Genomic DNA, 20,687 nt, shown 5'->3' on the forward strand with positions numbered 1-20,687 from the left:
CTCTCGTCCCCCCCCCGTCGGGGGGTGGTGGTGGTTGTGTTTTTTGTTCCCCGCCCCCCCCCCCCCGCCGCCCCCCCGCCCCCCCCCCCCCCCCCCCCCCCCCCCCCCCCCCCCCCCACTACAGGTGCTGCGCTATTTGGCGGTATCGGCGGCGCCAACCGCCGCATCCAACTCGGCCTGCTGCGCCTTGCTGGCCTGCTCGGCCGCCGCTGCGGTGGCCTTGGCCTGATCCAGGTCCTTCTTCATCGCATCACGCAGTGCCGTAGCCTGCGGATCGGGGCGACGTTCGGTGTCCGGCGCTTGTGGCCTGCATGCGGCCAGCGCAAGCAGCAACGGCACCATCAACAGGGAAAGACGCTTCATCGGCATGCTCCGCTGGGCTCAGGCAGCTATCCTAGCCCCATCTTCCCGCAGCGGCCCTTCACGGACGCTGCACCCAGCATCGATGAGGAAACACAATGAGCCAGCAGCGTTGGCGCCTGGATGGGCAAACCGCCTTGGTCACCGGTGCCAGCGCCGGCATCGGCCTGGCAATCGCACGCGAGCTGCTGGGTTTCGGTGCCGACGTGCTGATCGTTGGGCGCGATGCCGATGCGCTGGAAACCGCGCGCGATGAACTGGCCGACACATTTCCCGAGCGTGCCATCCACGCGCTTTCCGCCGACGTCAGTGACGACCAGGATCGGCAGGAAATCCTCGATTGGGTCGAAGACCATAGCGATGGCCTGAACATCCTGGTCAACAACGCCGGTGGCAACACCACCAAGGCGGCAACCGAATACTCCGAAGACGAATGGCGTGGCATTTTCGAGACCAACCTGTTCTCGGCGTTCGAGCTGTGCCGCTATGCACACCCGCTGCTGACCCGTCATGCCTCGTCAGCCATCGTCAACGTCGGTAGCGTGTCCGGCATCACCCATGTGCGCAGCGGCGTTGTGTATGGCATGACCAAGGCGGCGATGCAGCAGATGACCCGCAACCTGGCGTGCGAATGGGCCGAGGATGGCATCCGCGTCAACTCCGTGGCGCCGTGGTACATCCGCACCCGGCGTACCTCCGGGCCGTTGTCCGATGCCGATTACTACGACGAAGTGATCGCGCGCACGCCGATGCGCCGCATCGGTGAGCCGGAGGAGGTAGCGGCGGCGGTGAGCTTCCTGTGCCTGCCGGCATCGAGCTATGTCACCGGCGAATGCATCGCGGTGGACGGCGGTTTCCTGCGTTATGGCTTCTGAGTCTTGCAGTCGCTGCCATCGAGCAGCGATTGCAGGCGTTGATGCTTTTTCTGCAATGCCTCGGCCTGGCTGGGCGAGGCGAAGCGCCACTCCGATTCGGCTTCGTCCACCCATTGCTGCCAGGTGGCACAGCGCTGTAGCGGGTTGATCGCGGTGCAGGTGTCGCGCACCACTTCGCAGGCATCACCGGCGCCGGTGTTGGGGTTGCCGTCCAGGCCGGTGACCTGCATCGTCACGCAACGCGATGGCGGTTCGCTGCTTTCGCTGAAGTAGGTCTGGCCTTCGCGGGTGCGGCATTGAAACAGCTCGGGCAGAGGTATCGTGGGCGCTGCGGTTGCAGCCACAGCCGCAGCTGGCTTTGCTGGTGCCGGAGTCGGTGCTGCCGCCGGCGCGGCAAGCAGCTGCGGCAGCACTGCGGATGCGGGGCTTGCAAGCGCTGGTTGCGGAGGTGGGGCTTCCACCGCATGCATGACTTTCCTGCTCTGCAGCTGCGTGCCTTTGGGGCAGGGCATGTTCTGCACGGTCAGCGCGCCGCTGGCATCGGTGCAGCGATAGAACACGATCTCGCCGGCCTGCGCGGTGGTGCCGGCCAGAAGCATCAGCAGGATCAAGCCGCGCATCAGGTTCCCCCGCAGTCCTGCTCGAGTCGCGCATCGATGCCGCGTTGCTCGCGCGTCAATTCCTGGCGCTCGCTCTGCAGCGCGCTGTTGTAGCGACGGATCAATTCCCAGCGGCGATCGCGCAGCCGTGCGCAGACTTCCTGTGGCGGCAAGGCATGGCAGCTGTCGCGCACCAGCACAGAACCCATCGGCACCGCGACGCCGGCCTGCCACGGGATACCGCCGCCACCGGGCGGGCGCGGCGGGCGCGGGCCGCCGTGGCCAGGGCCGCGGTAACTCGGGTAGACGTAACCCCAGGTTGGCACCCAGCGCGGATTACCGTCGTTGTTGTCGCTGGTATAGCGCTCGCCTTCCTCGGTGACGCATTCGTACATCGGCTGCGGCGGCTGCACGGTGACCACCCGCACTTCGCGCTGGGTGAGCGGTGCAGTCGTCGGCACTGGTGATGTTGAAACCGTGCGTGCCGGCGGGTCCTTTGGTCGCGCCATGTCCAGCACCTGCTGCTGATGTGCCTTGGTGCAGGGCGCATCCTGCAGCGACACCGCGCCGTTGCTGCCGACGCAGCGGTAGATGCGCACGTTGTCCGCAGCGCCGCTTGGAGATGGATCAACCGTCAATGCGGCAGCGGGCCACCAGATCAGGTAACCGAGCAGGCAACCGGGCAGGAGCAGGCGAAGGCGCATGCCGGCAGTGTGCCATGGCCGCAGTGCCGTTGTTGCAGGAGTGGCCCCTGTAGAGCCGAGCCTTGCTCGGCTGTGGCGCTACCGGTGAAGCCCTTGCCGAGCATGGCCCGGCACTACGCTTTTGCCCCCTCCCTTTGGCGAAGCCAAGGGGAGGGTTGGGGAGGGGTTGGCTTTTCGGCATTGCGGGGAGCCCCCTGTAGAGCCGAGCCTTGCTCGGCTGTGGCGCTACCGGTGAAGCCCCTGCCGAGCATGGCTCGGCACTACAGGCGACGCGTTTGACGCTCAGTCGCGCAGGACTTCGCCGGTGGCGGCCACGCGGATGCGGGTAGGTTGGGCGAGGCCGCCGGTGCTGCCGTCCAGCAAGCCATCCAGCAGTTTGAGCAGGGCAGGGTCCAGCTGCGCACGGGAGCGTGCCGGAGGCTCACCGGCGAGGTTGGCACTGGTCGATACCAGTGGGCCGTCCCAGGCCTCGCACAGGGCCTGTACCAGCGGATGGGCGGTGACGCGCACGGCAATGCCGGTGTGCTCGCCGGTGATCCAGGGTGGGGCTTTGGGGCCGGCCGGCACGATCCAGGTGTTGGCGCCGGGCCAGCTGTCCAGCACCGCTTGCCGGCGCTCGGCAGCCAAGGCATCCAGCTGCACCCAACCCTCCAACTGCGCCGGGCTGGCGGCGATCAGGATCATGCCTTTCTCGACCGGGCGCTGCTTCAGCGCCAGCAGCTTCAGCACCGCGGTTTCGTTGGACGGGTCACAGCCCAGGCCCCAGACCGCTTCGGTCGGGTAGGCGATTACGCCGCCGGCCTTGAGGGCCGGGACGACGCTGTGCAGGTCGAGTTCGAGCATGGTCAGCACCGTTGGAGGGCCAGTGCGTTCGATGGCGCTGGTCCGCGAAAGGGACGCAAAGCAAAGGCCGCCCGGTGGGCGGCCTGCTGCGGGTGGTGCTGATTATCCGCTTGTTGGCGGGGGAGGGGAGCGGTGGAGCTCAATCGCCTTCATGAGTAAAGCTTCCCCTCATCCGCCCTCCGGGCCCCTCGCTTCGCGCCCCGGCCCCGCGTAGCACGCGGGGCGTACGAACAGTCACGAGCCTTTGGCTCGTAAACGCCTGTCCTTAACCCCGTAAACGGGAGAAGGGAAAGCTGGCGGCATTGCTTTAATCAGAACGGCGGTGCGTCGTCCGCTGCGGTCTTCTTCACTGCCTTCTTGGCGACGGTTTTCTTCGTTGCTTTCTTCGCTGCGGTCTTTTTGGTCGCGGCTTTCTTGGTTGCCGCCTTCTTGGCCGGAGCCTTCTTGGCGGCAGCCTTCTTCGGTGCAGCTTCCTTCTTGACCGTGGTCTTCTTGGCGGCCTTCTTGCCGAAGCCCTTGCGCACCGGCTTGCCGGTGTCGGCCATCAGCTGCTCGACTTCAGCCAAGGTCAGCGAAGCAGGCTCGCGGTCCTTGGGGATCTTGCCGTTCATCTTGCCGTCGCTGATGTAGGGGCCAAAACGACCGTTCAACACCTGGATGTCCGAACCCTCGAACTCCTTGATGATGCGGTTACGCGCGATCTCTTCCTTCTCTTCGATCAGGAACACGGCGCGGGCCAGGTCGATCTTGTACGGGTCGTCTTCCTTGGTCAGCGAGGCATAGGTGCTGCCACGCTTGGCGAACGGGCCAAAGCGGCCGATGCCGACGGTGACTTCCTCGCCATTGGCGTCGGCGCCGAGCTTGCGCGGCATGTCGAACAGCTTCAGCGCCTCGTCCAGCGAGATCGAGTAGATGCTCTGGCCCGGCTGCAGCGAGGCGAACTTGGGCTTCTCTTCGTCTTCGACGGTGCCGATCTGCACCATCGGGCCGAAGCGGCCGATACGTGCGGTGACATCCTTGCCGCTGACCGGGTCCGGGCCGAGCACGCGCGCGCTGCCGGCATCGGTGCGGTCCAGCGATTCGCTCTTGTCGGTGACCAGTTCCTTGAATGGGCCCCAGAAGCGCTCCATCAGCGGCACCCATTCTTCTTCGCCACGCGACACCGCATCCAGCTCGTCCTCGAGCTTGGCGGTGAAGTCGTAGTCGACGTACTGGGTGAAGTGGCTGGACAGGAACTTGCTGACCGCACGGCCGACGTCGGTCGGCTTGAAGCTGCGGCCTTCCATCTCGGTGTACTTGCGGAACAGCAGGGTCTGGATGATCGAGGCGTAGGTGGACGGCCGGCCGATGCCGTATTCCTCAAGCGCCTTGACCAGCGCCGCTTCGGTGTAGCGCGGCGGCGGCTGGGTGAAGTGCTGGTCGGCGACGATGCGGTCCAGCGGCACGCGGTCGCCGGGCTTCATCAGCGGCAGCTTGCGGCCTTCGTCTTCGTCCTCGGCGCTCTTGCTGTCCTTGCCTTCCTCGTACACGGCGAGGAAGCCGGGCACCACCACGGTGGTGCCGCTGGCGCGGAACACGTGCTCGCTGCCGGCCGACAGGTCGACGCTGACGGTGTTCAAGGTGGCCGGGATCATCTGGCAGGCGACGGCGCGCTTCCAGATCAGTTCGTACAGCTTGCGCTCGTCGTCGGTGAGGTACTTGCCTACCTGTGCCGGGGTGCGCAACGCGGAGGTCGGGCGCACGGCTTCGTGGGCTTCCTGCGCGTTCTTGGATTTGGTGGTGTAGGTGTTGGGCTTGTCCGGCAGCGAGCTGATGCCGTAATCGCGGGCGATCACGTCGCGGATCTCGGCCAGCGCGTCCTGCGACAGGCTCACCGAGTCGGTACGCATGTACGAGATCAGGCCGACCGTGCCTTCGTCACCGATGTTCACGCCTTCATACAGCTTCTGCGCCACCTGCATGGTCTTGCGGGTGGTGAAGCCGAGCTTGCGCGAGGCTTCCTGCTGCAGCGTGGAGGTGGTGAACGGTGCGGCCGGGCGGCGCTTGCGCTCCTTGCTGGCGACGTCGGTGACGTGCAGCGAGCCCTGCGCGGCCTGCTGGATGCGCAGGCGCGCGGCCTCGGCGGTGTCGCCGTCGGTGACTGTGAATTGCTCGAACTTCTGCCCGTCCAGCTTGATCAGGCGTGCGTTGAAGTGCTGCGAGGGATGCGCGCAGGCGGCCTCGATGCTCCAGTATTCGCGCGAGATGAAGGCTTCGATCTCTTCCTCGCGCTCGACGATCATGCGCAGCGCGGGGCTCTGCACGCGGCCGGCGGACAGGCCGCGCTGCACCTTGCGCCACAGCACCGGCGACAGGTTGAAGCCGACCAGGTAATCGAGTGCTCGACGGGCTTGCTGGGCATCGACCAGATCCGAGGCGATTTCTCGCGGCTGGGCAATCGCTTCCTTGATCGCGCGCGGGGTGATTTCGGTGAACACCACGCGCTGCATCGGCTTGCCATCGGACAGGCCGCGCTGCTTCAGGATCTCGGCGATATGCCAGCTGATCGCTTCACCCTCGCGATCCGGGTCAGTCGCCAGCAGGATGTCATCGGCGCCCTTTGCGGCCTTGGCGATGGCTTCGACGTGCTTCTCGTTCTTTTCGATCAGGTCGTAGCGCATGGCGAACCCGTTCTCGGGGTCGACCGCACCTTCCTTGGGGACCAGGTCACGCACATGCCCATACGAGGCCAGGACCGTGTAGTCCTTGCCGAGGTATTTATTGATCGTCTTGGCCTTGGCCGGTGATTCGACGATGAGCAGGTGCTTGGGCATGTCAGTACATTCTTGGGGCGGAACGCCCTTGTGGGGGCGCTAGGGTGGCTTAAACCGGGACGATAGTGAAGCCGATGTTTGGGTTGTGCATAAGCCGACGCCCGGGTTGCGGCCCGGGCGTTCAGCTTGGTTCCTTATTAGAGGAATCATGCCAGAGGGGCTGGTGTCAAGCCGCCCCGGCAATTTGTCAGTTGAAACCTGCTGCGGCAATACCAATGACCACCACCAGCCCGATCAGGCAAAGCATGCCCAGGCCGGCCAGCGACAGGATCACGATGGTGACCGTGCCCAGGCCCTGCTGCTGCCACTCCGGGTGCTCGGTGAAGGCGAACTTGTCCACCACCAGGGTGTCGCAGATGATGTCATGCAAGGCCTGCTTGCGCTCGGTGAAGGCGGCCATCACGAAGCCGATGCACAGGGTGATGCTGCTCAGGATGTAGGCGAAGAAACGGCCCACCGCGCGGCCCAGGGTCAGGCGTTCGCCGTTGCTGCGCACCACCTTGATGCCCACCGCCATCTTGCCCAGCGTGGCCTGGTACTTGGACGAATGCATCCAGGCCGGATACATCAGGTTGCCGGCGAAGATGAACAGATAGCCGACGCCCATGGTCACCAGCATGCCAATGGAGCCTGCAGCCGAGTCCGAGCTGCCGGACACACCACCGACAATCGCGCCGAGGATGCTCAGCGGGATCAGCACGATGTAGGTGAAAACGGTCATGACCACGTAGTCGATGAAGTAGGCCGCCACGCGCTTCCAGAAGCCGGCCTGCACCACCAGCCCGCCCTGCACGGCGGCGGGATCGACGTCCTGCGGACGGCTGGCTGGCGCGGTGTAAGGCGAATAGGCCTCGGCAGCGGCAGCGCGTGCGGCGACGGCTTCGCCACTTTCGATGGCGGCGTAGTCCTGGCGCAGGTCGATGCCGGTGCTGGCCTGGGTGATCAGTTGCAGTTCGTCGGCGACGGCGGAGAGCGGCTGCCATTGCTGCATGCCTTCACGCCATACCAAGGTGCCCAGGTCCATCTCGCCTGCGCGGAATTTCTCGCGGAGTGCTTCCGCTTCAATCGGACCATGCCGCTCGCGCTGGGCATCAGCGTAGTACCACTGGCTCATCTTTTTCCCCGTAAAAGTTCTGAACGCTACCAATCAGCCGCGACAGTCGATCGGCAGGTAGTTGTCATCGACATCGGAACTGCATTCCCAGCTGTCGGCCTGCATATCGTAGTCGAGCCAGATGCTTTTGCCGTCAAGTTGCGAATGAGACGGAACACGCAGCAAGGCTTCCAGCCCGCAATGCCCCTCTTCGAAGCGGCCGACATGGACCTGGGCGACATCACCGCTGGCATAGCTCTCCGGGGTGCCGAAGCCTTCGTCGTCATTGATCGGGCAGCGCTGGTTGGCGGCGACGAACTCAGCCACTTGATGTTTCAAACCCAGCATCTGCCCTGAAACCATCGTTGTCTTGGAGCGCATCACATACTGCTGGTAGGCGGGCATGGCGATGGCCGCCAGGATGGCGAGGATGGCAATCAGGATCACGCCGACTACCGCGGCGATGATGCCGGCGATGGCGCAGCCGGACAGGCCTTGCCGGGGCGGCGCGGCGGCCGTGGTGTGGATGGTCTGCACACCCGCAGGCAATGACGGCGGCACTGGCGGCGCGCCTGCCGGTTCCGCCTGCTGCAGGTCCAGGCCGAGCTCGCCGGCAAATTCGCGCAGCGGCCGCCAGTCACCGGCGCCTTCGCGCCAGACCAGGGTGTCCTCGTCAATGCGGCGGGACTGGAACAGCTCGACGAGGTTGTCGTCGGTGATCGGGCCGCGACGTTCGCGGTTGCCCTCGGCGTAGAACCATTGGCTCACGTAGGTGTTGTCCTTATGCATCCCTGCACGCCGGTTTGGGGCTTAGTGCAGGGGTTCGGGTTCGTCGACAAACATCTGGGTTTCCATCCAGGCATAGGCGGCTTCCGCGCCGGGCTGGTTGAACAGCACCATCAGCACCACCCACTTCAGGTCGTCCAGGTCCAGTTCGTCCTGGTCCAGCGCCATGGCACGGTCGAGCACCAGCTCGCGCTGGTCGGCGTCGAGCACGCGCTGCTGTTCCAGGAACAACAGGAAGCCACGGCTCTCCACGTCCAGCTTGTCGAGTTCGGGGCCGTGGAACACGCGTACCGGCCCGTCAACGCGTGGCTGGGCCACGGCTGGGCGTTGTTCGGCCAAGGCATCGAGCCAATCGAAGGCCTTGTTGATTTCGGCGGGACTGAAACCGGCCTGGATCAGGCCGTTCTGTAGCGAGTCGCGGTCTCGGATGAGATCAGCGTCTTCGCTGAAGTAGTGTTCAAACAGGTACAGCAGGACGTCCAGGATGCTCTCTTTCATTGCCCCTCGGCCTGCGCCATTGGCGCTGTGGAGGTGAAGAAACCTTCAGGTGCGGGTGTAGCGGCCGTGCACGGACGACACCCTGCCTTCCAATTCCATGAGCAGCAGCATGGAGGACAGGCTGGCAGCCGTCAATCCAGTGCGCTCGATCAGTAAATCCATACCGGTTGGGTCATAACCCAAGGCGTCCCACAATCGCTGGTAGTCCGGGTCCGGTGGCGTGACGGCCGGGTGCTGGCCGGACGGTAGCGCTGAGATGGGGGTCTGGAGCCGGGTTTGCAAGGCACAGGCCAGTTCGCCGGCCAGATTGGCCACGCCTTCAAGAATGTCGTTGCTCTGTGTCACCAAGGTTGCACCTTGGCGTATCAGGCGGTGGCAGCCGCGTGCCATCGGGTTGTGGATGGAGCCGGGCACGGCAAATATCTCGCGGCCGGCTTCGCTGGCCAGGCGCGCGGTGATCAGGGCGCCGGAGCGTTCGGCGGCCTCGATGACCACGGTGCCCAATGCCAGCGCCGCCAGCAAGCGGTTGCGGGCCGGGAACTGGCCGCTGCGCGGCACCGTTCCGGGCGGGTATTCGCTGACGACTACGCCTTCGGCGGCGATCTGCGCCTGCAGCTGGCGGTGATGGCGCGGGTAGGCCAGATCCGGGCCGGTGCCGATCACCGCATAGGTCCTGCCACCGCTGGCCATTGCCGCCCGATGCGCCGCCGCGTCTATGCCGGCCGCCAGCCCGCTGGCAATGGTGAGGCCAGCGCCAGCCAGGGCGGTGGAGAAGTCGCGGGCGATATCGCGGCCGCCGGCAGTGGGAATGCGGCTGCCGACGATGGCGATTGCCGGTTGCCAGAGCAGGGTCGGGTCGCCGGCCAGGAACAGGGCCAAGGGAGGGTTGGGGCTGTCGCGCAGTAGCGGTGGGTAGTCCGGGTCGCGCCAGCCGACCAGGTGATGCGCGTCGGCCTGCAGCCAGTCATCGGCCTTGTTCCAGGCATCGGCATCCGGACGCGACAGTGCCTGGCATTGCGCCGGGGTGCAGCCGCAAGCGCGCCATTGCGCGGCGCCGGCCGCCAGTGCGGCAACGCTGCTGTCGTGTTGATCAAGCAATCGGCGCAGTGGCTCGAGGGGGCCGCCGGCCAGTGCCAGGGTTAGCAACGCCGGGCAATAGGCAGTAACGGGCGCAGACAGGGCGGGTGATTGGTGCATGCCCCAGCCTGCCGCCGCAAACAACAACGGCGCCCTCGGGCGCCGTTGTCTTGGATCGTAAGGCTAGCCCGCAGCTGCTTACTGGGCGTCCGGGTGCTTCAGCTCATAGCCAAGGCGTGCCGGCTTGGTGCCTTCCATGATCAGTGCATAGCTGACCTTGTCGAAGGTGCGGAACACCATCGCATGGGCAGCGTACTCGTCAGGCAGGGTGACCCGGCCGGTGCCGGCCTTCAAGGCATCGTCCGCACGCGAGGACTGCGCGTGCTGGATGCGGTCGGTGACGTGGCTGCCGCTGCGCCAGACCGAGAACACCGTGCCGTTGTTGATGCCTTCGCGTGCGCCGCCGGAAATGGCGATCACGTCGCGCGGGCCGCCGCTGGTGAAGGTGTCGGTCACCGCGAGCACGCGCAGCTGGCCCGGTGCCACGGCATTGGCCGGCGCATGCGGAACGAACTGCAGGTCATACGGGTTGATCTGCACCGGCATCAGGCGGTCGCCCCTGCGCACTTCACTGCCGCTGTCTTCCAACTGCAGCGTGGAGGCCTGGACGTTGCCGCTGGCAACCTGGGTCAGGGTGCCGACGTTGACCTTGGCCAACTCATAGCCAAGGAACTCGTTGCGGTCATTGGAGGCAACGTAGTTGCTCCAGACGTTGCCGCTGCCCGGCGTGACCTTGCCGCGGTTGTCCAGGTCATCCGTGGGCTTGGGCTGGCCAAAACGCACGGTCGGGCGCAGCACCATGTAGCGCTGGCCGGGCTGGGCGTTGTCCAGGCCGGTTACGTATGCCTTCTGACCGGCGCTGGCGCGCAGGCGGTTGTCTTCCAGGCCGACCACATAGGGCAGGTCCTCGAAGCTGTCCACCACGTTCAGGTTCTTAAGGAAAGGCTCAACGTCCGCCAGCGGTACGCCGGTGATCGGTGCCTCCTGGCGCGGGCCGGCCTGGGCCGTCACCCGGTCCAGATAGGCCAGGCTCAGAACGTCACCCGGATAGATCAGGTGAGGGTTCTTGACCTGCGGGTTGGCCTGCCAGATTTCCGGCCAAAGCCACGGCTTTTTCAGGAAACGTGCCGATATGTCCCACAAAGTATCGCCCTTGCGCACCACGTAGGTGTCAGGGTGCGTACCGTTCATTTCGACGGCCACGGCATAGGTCGTGACGGTCAGCATCGCCACGGCGGCGACCGTACGTATTTGTTTCAACATGGTTGCGATCTGCCTGATTCCCCAACAGGTTGTCGCACTATATTGCAGAAACGGGGGCGCCGGGCAAGCGCAGGCGGTAGAATTGCGACATCTTGCCGAAATTGAGCGGCATCCCCAGATTGGTACCACCATGGCCCTCCTGCCCATTCTTGAGTTCCCAGACCCGCGCCTGCGCACCAAGGCGGCCCTTGTCGAGGCTGCAGAAGTGACCACGCCGGCCTTCCAGCAGTTGATCGACGACATGCTGCAGACCATGTACGACGCCCCGGGCATCGGCCTTGCTGCCAGCCAGGTGGACGTCCATAAGCGTTTCATGGTTATCGACGTCAGCGAAGAGCACAACGCGCCGCAGGTGTTCATCAACCCGCAGATCGTCAGTGCCAGCGACGGCGGCCGCGTCTACCAGGAAGGCTGCCTGTCGGTGCCGGGCATCTATGCCGATGTCACCCGTGCCGATTCCATCGTGGTGCGCTTCCTGGACCGTGAAGGCAAGCAGCAGGAGCTGGCGGCCGACGAACTGCTGGCCACCTGCATCCAGCACGAAATGGATCACCTGGACGGCAAGCTGTTCATTGACTACCTCTCGCCGCTCAAGCGCGAGATGGTGCGCAAGAAGCTGGCGAAGTCGCGCAAGCACGTCGCCTGATTTGAGGTGGGGATCGGGGACCCGGGATCGGAGAGGCATGAATTGCTGCGTTTCTTCCAGTCCCGGCGTTCTGTTCTGTATCCCTGACCCGCACGTTCTTTCTTTCGATCCGCGATTGGTAGCCGCCGCCGCTGCGCTGCTTTTGCCAAGCCCGGATCCCGAATACCGAATCCCCGCCCTATGAAAATCATCTTCGCCGGTACGCCGGAATTCGCCGTTGCCTCGCTGGGTGCAGCCGCGCGCCAGCATGAAGTGGTGGCGGTCTATACCCAGCCGGATCGTCCTGCGGGCCGTGGTCGCGGGCTGATGCCCTCGCCGGTGAAGCTCGACGCCATCGCGCGCGGTATTCCGGTATTCCAACCGGAAAGCCTGAAGACGCCCGAAGCCCAGCAACAGCTGCGCGAGCTGCAGCCGGATCTGATGATCGTGGTGGCCTATGGCCTGATCCTGCCCAAGGCGGTGCTGGCCATTCCGACCCACGGCTGCTGGAACGTGCATGCCTCGCTGCTGCCACGTTGGCGCGGCGCTGCGCCGATCCAGCGCGCGATCGAGGCAGGCGACGCCGAAACCGGCGTCTGCCTGATGCAGATGGAAGCGGGCTTGGATACCGGCCCGGTGCTGCTGCGCCAGCACACCCCGATCAGTGATGCCGACACCGGCGGCCAGCTGCATGACCGGCTGGCACAGATGGGTGCGCAAGTGCTGTCCGATGGCCTGGGCTTGTTGCGTGCCGGCCTGAAGCCGGTGCCGCAGCGCCAGCCAGAAGCCGGTGTCACCTATGCACACAAGTTGGACAAGGCTGAAGCCAAGCTCGATTGGGCCGAGCCGGCGGCCGCGCTGGCGCGCCGCGTGCGCGCCTTCAATCCATGGCCGGTAGCCGAGGCGACGTTGGCGGGCGAACGCGTACGCATCCACGGCGCGGTAGCCATTGAGGACAACCGTGGCCAGGCACCGGGCACGGTGATCGGTGCTGCCCGCGAAGGTATCGATATCGCCTGCGGGCAAGGTGCTTTGCGCCTGCGCGTGGTGCAGCGCGAAGGTGGCAAGGCCATTACTGCTGCCGACTATCTGAACGCACGCCGCGATCTGCGGATCGAGGGCTGAGCGGATGACGGCGGCGACTTCCTCACCGTGGGGCAGCAAATCCGCGGCGGCACAGCCCGGCGTGCAGACCCGCGCACTGGCGGCCAAGGTACTGGCGGCGGTGATCGGCAAGGGCCGTTCGCTGAAGGCCGAACTTGGCGCTGCCCTGCCCAAGCTTGATGACAGCCGCGACCGCGCGTTGCTGGAAGCCATTTGTTTTGCCGCGCTGCGCCGCCGCGTGGTCTATGACCAGGCGCTGCGGCAATGGCTGCAGAAGCCGCTGGGCGCGCGCGATGGTGACCTGCGCGCACTGCTGATGGCGGGTTTCGCGCAGCTGGACGTATTGCAGCTGCCTGCCCACGCCGCGTTGTCGGCAACGGTGGATGCAGCGCGCGCGCTGGGCCGTGAACGTCAGGCCGGCATGGTCAATGCTTTGCTGCGCCGTGCGCAGCGCGAAGGCTTTGCCGAAGCGCGTGCCGAAGACGCCTGGCCGGCATGGTTGCTGGCCCAGGTGCAGCGTGATTGGCCGCAGCAGGCGCCTGAAATCATCGCCCAGAGCCTGCAGCCGGCACCGTTGTGGCTGCGAGTCAATCGTCAGCAATACACGCGCGAAGCCTACCTGGCGGTGTTGGCCGACGCTGGCATCGAGGCCATTGCCGAACCACTGTCGGCCGACGCGGTGCGTCTGCCGGTTGCGGTGCCGGTGAGTAGCCTGCCTGGCTTCGCGCAGGGTGCCGTGTCGGTACAGGATCTGTCGGCGCAACAGGTGGCCGATGCCTTGCAGGCCCCGGCAGGTGCACGGGTGCTGGATGCCTGCGCGGCGCCGGGCGGTAAATCCGCGCATCTGCTGGAGCGCGATCCGTCGCTGCAGCTGGTCGCACTGGATATCGATGCGCGGCGCCTGCAGCGCATCCGTGAAACCTTCGCGCGTACCGGTGTTGGTGCGCAGGCGCAGGTATTGGCGGTGGACGCCGCCGATACTGCCGCCTGGTGGGATGGCAAGCCGTTTGATGCGGTGTTGCTGGATGCGCCGTGTTCGGCCACCGGCATCATCCGCCGCCAGCCGGACGTGCTGCTGCACCGTCGCGCCGAGGACATCACCGCGCTGGCCGCATTGCAGTCGCGACTGCTGGATGCACTGTGGGCGGTACTGCGCCCAGGTGGCGTGCTGCTGTACTCGACCTGTTCGATCCTGCGCCAGGAAAACGGCCAGCAGGTAGCGGACTTCCTCGCGCGTACCCCGGACGCACAGGTGCAGGCACTGCCCGGTTCATTCGGTCACGAGGTTGCTGGCAACCGCCAGCGGTTGCCGGGTGAGCAGGGCGGGGATGGCTTCTTCTATGCGCGGCTGGTGAAAGCGTCAGCTTGAGTGGCTGGTGCTGACAGGAGTGCCGTGGTCCGCTGCCAGTAGTTCTTCATAGACGGCCACGATGGCCTTGATGAAGCGCTCCATGCCAAATTCTTCGGATGCAATCGCGTGCGCTGCGGCACCCATGCGCGGCAGGGCATCGCGATGCTGCAACATCCAGCGCAGCGTCGTAGCCATGGCTTGGTGGTCATGCACCGGCACGATCCAGCCGTCGACACCCATACGGATGTTCTCCGGTAGACCAGAGTAATTGGTGACCATCACCGGCTTGCCCATGCACATCATCTCGCGACAAGCGTAGGAGAGTGCTTCCGTCGCATGGGAGATCACGAAGCCGGCATCGAATGCCGCCACTACCGGGCGTACGTCCTGTAGCAGTCCGGGAAAGTGGAACTGCGCTTCAAGCCCGGCGGCACGGACAATCGCCATCTGCTTCTCGGACGGAGGGTGGCCAGCGACTACCACCTGCACCTGACTTCGTTCGTCTTCATCAAGCAGCTTCAGTGCACCGGCGATGTCAGTCCAGCTCTTGTAGTCGGATGTCCCGGCATTGCTGCCTATCACCAGGCTGGCAGGGTCATTGGTGAAGCCTGCCCGCAGCGCATTGATGTCGGCGCCTGCAAACGGGGTGAAGTGATCGGTGTCGATACCGTTGTGGACCGTCTGTGGCTGGCACGCGCGATAGGCAGTTGTCTGCAGCTGGCGGAGAACGTATTCACTGACGGCAATCACTTTGTCGGTATTGAAGCGAGCACGCCAGATATGTTGAATGCCGCGTAGCGGTTTGGTGTTGTGCTTGGTCAGAATGATGCGCGGGCGCGGCGACAGGCCGCGCAGTGCGGCGATGGTGAGGCGGTGATCCGCCGAACCATTGACATGGATGATGTCGAAGCGGTGGCTGCGCAGGTACTCCCGGAGCTGGCGCACCGCCCCGGCACGCTCGCGTAGTTTGCGCAGGCCATTGGGAAAGGGTTGTGCCAGGGCGTGGACGCCATGCAGCGCCTTTGCTTCCTCAAGCAAGCGGCTGCCCGCCGGGGCTGCAACATGGACCTCATGGTGCGGGCTCAGTGCCTGCGCAAGGTCACGGATGTAGGTGGTGTGTCCGCCCCCGCTGCCGCTGTGAAAGTTGGTGTAAAGCAGTTTCATGGGTAGCGGGGGCTCAGGATGATCAGCAATCTGGATGTGGGTGGAGGAGCTCGCTGTGGTTGTCGATGCCTTGTTCGCAGCGCGTGATCTTGTTGGCGACGGTTGCCTGCAGGATGCGGTTGTTGGGCAGGCTCATGTCGTCGACATCCGGTGGTGCACGGGAGTTATGCCATAGGTGGACAGCCAATGCCGCCCATTTGAGTGGCCGCCGACGCAGGCCGGTATTCTGCAGGCGCTCGGCCAGCTCGCGGTCTTCGGCGCCATAACCTTCCATGCGCTCGTCGAAACCATTGACCTTGATAAGGTCATTTCGCCAGAAGCTCATATTGCAGCTCATCACCCGGCCGCCTTGCTTTGAGCGCGCCTTCTGCCGCGCAAGCCAAGGTTGGCGGAAGGCATATTGGCGGCGTGTGCAATCAAAGTCATTGAAAGCCGCGTCGGTCCAGGGGGCGAACCTCGCCTGCCCACCCGCAAGCAGGCGTTGGCTTTCGCAGACGCTGGCTTTCAAGCGGCCGCCCTGGAGGAAAAAGCCAGGGGACGCGAGCATCTGATGATCGGCCACGAAATCCTTGTGCAGGATCATGTCTCCATCCAGCAGGATCACATAATCCCTGGTGCTGGCTGCGATCGCTCGATTTCGGCAGCGTGCGGCACGGAAGCCGGCGTCTTCCTGCCAGATGTGGCGCAGCGGGACCCCGAGTTTCTCTTTCCAGCGCGCAACCACCTCTGCGGTGGCCTGGCCGGAACCATCATCGGCTATCAGCACTTCATCGGGTAGCCGGCGCTGCCTGCTGACACTTTCCAGTGTCAGTTCCAGGGCTTCGGGCCAGTTGTACGTCAGAATCGCCAAAGAGATTTTCATGGATTGTCCGCGCACGGCGCGTCGTGCCCTTGGTGAATGAGCCGCCCACATAAACGAGAACCAAGAAATCCCGCACCACCTGTAACCAGGACGCGTTGCATGGAACACTCTTAAAAGAAGTCAGGGGGAGGGCGGGCGAGGGTGGTCGATGCCCAGCTGGCGCGACTATTCTGCCACGGCCTGCAATCTTCGGCTGTGGCTGTGGCGCTATGGGTCTAGGCGCGCGCGGTCGTGGTTACAGGCTTGCCGCGGCCTGGCATCAGGTCCAGCCCCAGGCTGGCAGAAAGTGCCGCTGTGCCCCATGCGGCCCACTTGATCACGTCGCGACGGCGCAGCAGCAGGCCGTAGACCACGACGGCCGGTAGCGTGGCAGCCAGCAGCTTGGCCAGATGCCATCGTCCGGCCGCCGGGCCCATGTAGCGGCGGATGGCGATCTGGCGTGAGCGTGCGTAGTGGAAACGCTTGATGAAGTCGATGCGCATGCTGGGTGCCGAGGAGGCGCCACCCTTGTGGAAGGCGCGCGCCGCCGGCTGCAGCAGGCATTGATGACCGGCTTTGGCCATCCGCAGGCACAGGTCATCGTCTTCGTAGTAAAGGAAGAAGACTTCGTCGAAGCCGCCAATCTCCCGGAATGCATTGGTCCGCTGCAGCTGGCAACAGCCGTGGATCCATTCGGCGGCGGTGACCTTGTCCGGCACCGTGAACGTACTGTCTACCCCCGGCCTGAAGAATGCCTGGCGGTGCGAGATCTGTGGAACGGTTTCGCTACGCCAGTTCTGCGGGCCAACCACGCCGGCCTGCGGGTGCTCGCGCATGCAGTCCAGCAGGCATTGCAGGTCGGCCGGGGCGATGACGCAATCCGGGTTGAGCAACAAGGCGAACGGCGTCTGCACGGCCGCCATGGCCTGGTTGTTGGCGGCGCCAAAACCGGCGTTGCTGGTGCGGGTGATCAGTCGCGCATGCGGGATGCGTCGGGCGATACGGGTGGCGGTGTCATCGCAGCTGCCATTGTCGATGATGACTACATTGGGGAACGGGGCGAGCGTGCTTGCCATCGCCTCCAGAAGAGCCGAGCTGTTGTAGGTGACGCAGACAATGGTCACCTCATCGAACGGCGTACTGGGGCTCATGATGTGGATTCGCGTGCTCTACCGACGCCGTGCCAAGGGAAGCTGCCCAGCGGGATGCTGGCTATCAGCAGCATGAAAACATGACGGTGGGTGAAGTTGCTCCAGAGGCCATTGGCCAGGCCGGCAGCCACATAGATGATGAGGATGCTGGCAAAGATACCCTTTTGCGGGCCAGGCAGCTTGCTCACATGGCCGGCAAAGGCCAGCAGAAGCGCAGCGAATACCAGCAGCCCGGCCGTGCCTTCCTCGGCCAGGATGAGCAGGGCTTCCTGGTGCGGGTGGCCGGTGATGAAGGGGGCCGAACCCGGGATGGTACGCATCTGCTCCAGGTAAATGGGCTCCCACTGATTCAGGCCATGCCCGAACACCGGCGCATCGGCGATGATCGGCAGGGTCTGCTGCCACAACCATAGGCGGATGCCGCTGGACGTGGGTTCCTGGGCGACCAGGTAGCTGTCGACTTCCTCGGTGATCGAGCTCAGCATGCGTTCGCGGATGCTGGGTGTCGACCACAGCGCGCCAATGGTGACGATGACCAGACCGAGACTGATGATCAACGTGCGCCAGCCGTTGAAACGGTGGGCAACAAGCCGGTAGATCCAATACCCGAGCAGCGGCAGCAACACGATGTAGGTGGTGCGGCTCTGGATCAGCAGTACCACGTTGCACAGCACGACCGCGGCGGCGACCCATGCGGTGATACGCCATCGCCGCTGGTTGCTGTCCAGAGCCACTGCGACCAGCATCGACATCAGGATCAGGCTTGCCAACCCTTGCTGGGTGTATTCCTTGAAAACGGTATTGCGCATGGACGGCTGGATTTCAGCCACCGCCCGCTGCGGTACCACGCCGAACTGCATCAGGTAGGAGATCAGCACCACCAGCCCGGCGGCGACAGCAAATGCAGCCAACGCACGCCAGCGCCAGCGCGAATCGCGCAGCAGGCTGGCAATGAGCAGCGGGTACAGGCAGCCCCACATGGAGGCTTCGCCAAACGCCGGGGCACCGGAGCCGATCCAGGCATGCAGCGCGCTCGCAAACAGAACGCTGAACCAGACCAGGAAGCCGATGACCACCGGCTCACGCAGCGCGGCGCGCCAGCGTGCAACCAGGTCCGCGCCAGCCAGTGAACACAACAGGCTCAAGCCCAGCAGGATGTTGGTGGCGGGCTTGTTGAGGGGGGCGGCGAACAGCGTAAGCACCGCGCACCATTGACCAACCGTCAGCAGCCGGCTGCGCAGTGCCTGTAACAGCAGGGGAGATTGGACCGCAGACAGCTGATTCACGTGATGGATCACACCGGTTGGGCGTGGATACGCCGCTGGGAAAGTGGCAGTGACAGCAGAACGGCCACCGTGCAACCAGTCTGATTTTCAGTCGGTAGAACGAACAATTCTAGCGATGCAAACCCGCATCTTCAACGAACTGCGTCGCGTGTTCATGGTACATGGCGCTGCACGTTCAGCAAAAATCGCTGTCCTTCAGTCGAGCGGTTTATCAACGCTGGCACCCGTGGATGGCGTGACCAGCGGCTGCCCGTTCTGCAGCAGCCACAGCATGATGGTCTTCTGGCGCACGTAGTTGGCGCTGACGAAGGCCTCGATCAACCCCGGCCAGCCGTCCAGGAAGCCGCGCTTGACCACGTAGCTGCGGATGAAGCGCCAGCTCGGGGCGATGATCAGCTTGCCCAGGCTGGCGTGCTTGCCCTTGGCGAATTCGTGCTCGGCCATCATCCGTGCGTATTTCTGCTTCTTGTCCAGCAGTTGCAGGAAGCTGCGGTAGGGGTGGTGCAGCAGATCGCCCTTGAGCAGGGCGGCGGGGCCATCCAGGGTGACTGCTTCGTGGATCTCGCGATCGCCGCGCCAGCCGCCGTGGCGGCGGTCGAACAGGCGCAGCACCCGGTCCGGATAGGCGGTGCCATGGCGCAGGAAACGGCCGAAGTATTCCGAGCAGCGTGCGAAGCGGTAGCCAACGGCGCGCTTGAAGCCGGCGTCACGTTCGGCCTCGATGGCGGCGCGCAGTTCCGGGTTGACCCGCTCATCTGCATCCAGGCACAGCACCCAGTCGTGGCTGGCCTGTTCCACGCAGAACGCCTTCTGGCTGCGGAAGCCGCTGAAGGCGCGTTGCACCACGCGGGCGCCAGCGGCTTCGGCCACCGCCACGGTGGCATCGGTCGAAAACGAGTCCACCACCACGATCTCGTCGCAGAACGCCAACGAGGCAAGGCAGTCGCCGATGCGGTCGGCTTCGTTGAAGGCGATGATGCAGGCCGACAGGCGTGGGCGCTGGGTGGGCAGGGCGGTGCTTGGGCTGGGCATGCGACGTCTGGCGCGTGGGATCGGACCAAAGCCTAGCAGCGACGGCTTTCACTGGCGATGCGATAATTTCGGCATATCCGGGATATTCAGGAGTTCCCCACCGTGCCACGCCACTATCTGCTGTACGGGTCCGAGCGCTATGCGCTGGCCATCCTCCGCCCGCTGCAGGCGGCGATCCGCGCGCGTGGTGATGAGGCGGCATGGTTTTTCGATGGCCCGGGTGCGGAAGACCTGACTGCCGACGAGACCCTGCTGAGCGTTGAGCAGGTGCGCGCATGGAACCCCTGCGCGGTGATCACCTCGTCCAACGCGGTGCCGCACTTCTTTCCCGGGGTGAAGGTTGAGACCTTCCACGGCTTTGACGCGGGCAAGCCGCGCCACATCTACATCCGTGGCTTCTTCGACCTGTACTGCACCACCGGCCCGCGCGATACCGCTGCGTTCTCGGAGCTGGCACAAAAGACCGGACATTTTTCGGTGGTGGAAACCGGCTTCCCGAAGATCGACCCGTTCATGAGCCAGCTCAAGGACCAGCCCGATCCGGTGCGCGAGCCGCCAGTGATCCTGTACCACTCCACCTTCTCGCCGTCCTGGAGCGGTGCCGGCATCCTGTACGACGAGATCAAGCGGCTGTCGCAGACTGGCGAATGGCGCTGGATCGTCACTTTCCATCCGAAGATGGACCCGGAAATCACCGCCAAGTACCGCGCGCTGGAAGGCCCGTACCTGCGCTTCGCCGATGACGACAACATCCTGGACCTGTTCCCGCAGGTGGACATGATGTGCTCGGACACTTCTTCGGCACTCAACGAATTCCTGCTGACCTACAAGCCGGTGGTGACCTTCAAGAACCGCCGGCCCGGGCCGCAGCTGCTGGACATCGATGACCCCGCACAGTTCGAGGGTGCGATCCGTACTGCCTTGTCGCGGCCGCCGGAACTGATGGCGGCGGTGCGCCAGTTTGCCGATCAGCTGCATCCCTATCGCGATGGCCAGTCCAGTGAGCGCATCCTGCAGGCGATCGATGACTTCATCGCCAAGGGCGGCCGCAACCGCAAGCCCAAGCCGCGCAACTGGTGGCGCAAGATCAAGCTGCGCAAGCGCATTGGTTATTGGGGGCCGGCGCGGGTCTGATCGCGCGAAGTGATCACCTCTCCCCTTG

At 64.7% G+C, this 20,687-nt stretch carries 20 protein-coding genes and 1 pseudogene; 5 read left to right on the plus strand and 16 right to left on the minus strand.

Annotated elements, in window-relative coordinates; all coding sequences use genetic code 11:
- Window positions 1-132 precede the first annotated feature (132 nt).
- Entirely contained in the window at window positions 133-363 is a 231-nt protein-coding gene (locus ACVOLV_RS15220) for a hypothetical protein (RefSeq protein WP_481555119.1), read from the minus strand.
- A gap of 95 nt (window positions 364-458) precedes the next feature.
- On the opposite strand from ACVOLV_RS15220, the gene ACVOLV_RS15225 reads away from it, so the two are divergent.
- Entirely contained in the window at window positions 459-1,235 is a 777-nt protein-coding gene (locus ACVOLV_RS15225) for an SDR family oxidoreductase (protein ID WP_481555120.1), read from the plus strand.
- Here the strand turns inward: ACVOLV_RS15225 and ACVOLV_RS15230 are convergent.
- The 9 genes from ACVOLV_RS15230 to ACVOLV_RS15270 form a co-directional block, all read right to left on the minus strand.
- A complete protein-coding gene (locus ACVOLV_RS15230; RefSeq protein WP_481555121.1) occupies window positions 1,223-1,855 on the minus strand; it encodes a DUF4124 domain-containing protein in 633 nt (210 codons plus the stop codon). The two genes, ACVOLV_RS15225 and ACVOLV_RS15230, sit on opposite strands and share 13 nt — an antisense overlap.
- A complete protein-coding gene (locus tag ACVOLV_RS15235) occupies window positions 1,855-2,538 on the minus strand; it encodes a DUF4124 domain-containing protein (protein WP_481555122.1) in 684 nt (227 codons plus the stop codon). Before ACVOLV_RS15235 ends, ACVOLV_RS15230 begins: the two co-directional genes overlap by 1 nt.
- Window positions 2,539-2,820: 282 nt before the next feature.
- The gene (tsaC, locus tag ACVOLV_RS15240; RefSeq protein WP_481555123.1) at window positions 2,821-3,381 is read right to left on the minus strand and encodes an L-threonylcarbamoyladenylate synthase type 1 TsaC; all 561 of its coding nucleotides are present in this window, start codon (window positions 3,379-3,381) and stop codon (window positions 2,821-2,823) included.
- A gap of 311 nt (window positions 3,382-3,692) precedes the next feature.
- Window positions 3,693-6,194, minus strand: coding sequence for a DNA topoisomerase I (locus ACVOLV_RS15245; RefSeq protein ID WP_481555124.1), 2,502 nt, complete (start codon window positions 6,192-6,194; stop codon window positions 3,693-3,695).
- Between the two features lie 187 nt (window positions 6,195-6,381).
- Window positions 6,382-7,308 carry an RDD family protein gene (locus tag ACVOLV_RS15250; protein WP_481555125.1) on the minus strand — a complete coding sequence of 309 codons (927 nt, stop codon included), beginning with the start codon at window positions 7,306-7,308 and terminating at the stop codon, window positions 6,382-6,384.
- A 33-nt stretch (window positions 7,309-7,341) separates the two neighbouring features.
- Window positions 7,342-8,076 carry a GYF domain-containing protein gene (locus tag ACVOLV_RS15255; RefSeq protein WP_481555126.1) on the minus strand — a complete coding sequence of 245 codons (735 nt, stop codon included), beginning with the start codon at window positions 8,074-8,076 and terminating at the stop codon, window positions 7,342-7,344.
- A gap of 21 nt (window positions 8,077-8,097) precedes the next feature.
- Entirely contained in the window at window positions 8,098-8,571 is a 474-nt protein-coding gene (locus tag ACVOLV_RS15260) for a DUF494 family protein (RefSeq protein ID WP_282268100.1), read from the minus strand.
- Window positions 8,572-8,616: 45 nt separating this feature from the next.
- Window positions 8,617-9,768, minus strand: coding sequence for a DNA-processing protein DprA (gene dprA / locus ACVOLV_RS15265; RefSeq protein ID WP_481555127.1), 1,152 nt, complete (start codon window positions 9,766-9,768; stop codon window positions 8,617-8,619).
- A gap of 78 nt (window positions 9,769-9,846) precedes the next feature.
- Window positions 9,847-10,971: a LysM peptidoglycan-binding domain-containing protein gene (locus tag ACVOLV_RS15270; protein WP_481555128.1), complete on the minus strand. Its 1,125-nt coding sequence runs from the start codon at window positions 10,969-10,971 to the stop codon at window positions 9,847-9,849.
- Window positions 10,972-11,101: 130 nt separating this feature from the next.
- Between ACVOLV_RS15270 and def the strand changes: the two genes are divergently transcribed.
- From def to rsmB, 3 genes are all read left to right on the plus strand, one after another.
- On the plus strand, window positions 11,102-11,617 hold the full coding sequence (gene def / locus ACVOLV_RS15275) for a peptide deformylase (protein ID WP_481555129.1): 516 nt from the start codon (window positions 11,102-11,104) through the stop codon (window positions 11,615-11,617).
- Window positions 11,618-11,797: 180 nt separating this feature from the next.
- On the plus strand, window positions 11,798-12,721 hold the full coding sequence (gene fmt, locus ACVOLV_RS15280) for a methionyl-tRNA formyltransferase (RefSeq protein WP_481555130.1): 924 nt from the start codon (window positions 11,798-11,800) through the stop codon (window positions 12,719-12,721).
- A gap of 4 nt (window positions 12,722-12,725) precedes the next feature.
- Entirely contained in the window at window positions 12,726-14,069 is a 1,344-nt protein-coding gene (gene rsmB / locus ACVOLV_RS15285) for a 16S rRNA (cytosine(967)-C(5))-methyltransferase RsmB (RefSeq protein WP_481555131.1), read from the plus strand.
- On the opposite strand, the gene ACVOLV_RS15290 is transcribed toward rsmB, so the two are convergent.
- The 6 genes and pseudogenes from ACVOLV_RS15290 to ACVOLV_RS15315 form a co-directional block, all read right to left on the minus strand.
- The gene (locus tag ACVOLV_RS15290; protein WP_481555132.1) at window positions 14,061-15,215 is read right to left on the minus strand and encodes a glycosyltransferase family 4 protein; all 1,155 of its coding nucleotides are present in this window, start codon (window positions 15,213-15,215) and stop codon (window positions 14,061-14,063) included. The two genes, rsmB and ACVOLV_RS15290, sit on opposite strands and share 9 nt — an antisense overlap.
- A 22-nt stretch (window positions 15,216-15,237) precedes the next feature.
- Window positions 15,238-16,077, minus strand: coding sequence for a glycosyltransferase family 2 protein (locus ACVOLV_RS15295; RefSeq protein WP_481555133.1), 840 nt, complete (start codon window positions 16,075-16,077; stop codon window positions 15,238-15,240).
- 2 nt (window positions 16,078-16,079) lie between these two features.
- A pseudogene (locus ACVOLV_RS15300) lies at window positions 16,080-16,178 on the minus strand (NAD-dependent epimerase/dehydratase family protein); the annotation flags it as partial.
- 114 nt (window positions 16,179-16,292) lie between these two features.
- Complete coding sequence (locus ACVOLV_RS15305) at window positions 16,293-17,207, minus strand: glycosyltransferase family 2 protein (RefSeq protein WP_481555134.1); 915 nt, start codon at window positions 17,205-17,207, stop codon at window positions 16,293-16,295.
- Entirely contained in the window at window positions 17,204-18,493 is a 1,290-nt protein-coding gene (locus ACVOLV_RS15310; RefSeq protein ID WP_481555135.1) for an O-antigen ligase family protein, read from the minus strand. The genes ACVOLV_RS15305 and ACVOLV_RS15310 overlap by 4 nt, the downstream gene beginning before the upstream one ends.
- A 195-nt stretch (window positions 18,494-18,688) precedes the next feature.
- Window positions 18,689-19,525 carry a glycosyltransferase family 2 protein gene (locus tag ACVOLV_RS15315; RefSeq protein WP_481555136.1) on the minus strand — a complete coding sequence of 279 codons (837 nt, stop codon included), beginning with the start codon at window positions 19,523-19,525 and terminating at the stop codon, window positions 18,689-18,691.
- Between the two features lie 102 nt (window positions 19,526-19,627).
- Here ACVOLV_RS15315 and ACVOLV_RS15320 point away from each other — a divergent pair, with 102 nt between their 5' ends.
- On the plus strand, window positions 19,628-20,659 hold the full coding sequence (locus tag ACVOLV_RS15320; protein ID WP_481555137.1) for a CDP-glycerol glycerophosphotransferase family protein: 1,032 nt from the start codon (window positions 19,628-19,630) through the stop codon (window positions 20,657-20,659).
- Window positions 20,660-20,687: the final 28 nt, after the last annotated feature.

The sequence above is a fragment of the Stenotrophomonas sp. STEN023 genome (genome assembly GCF_056760135.1).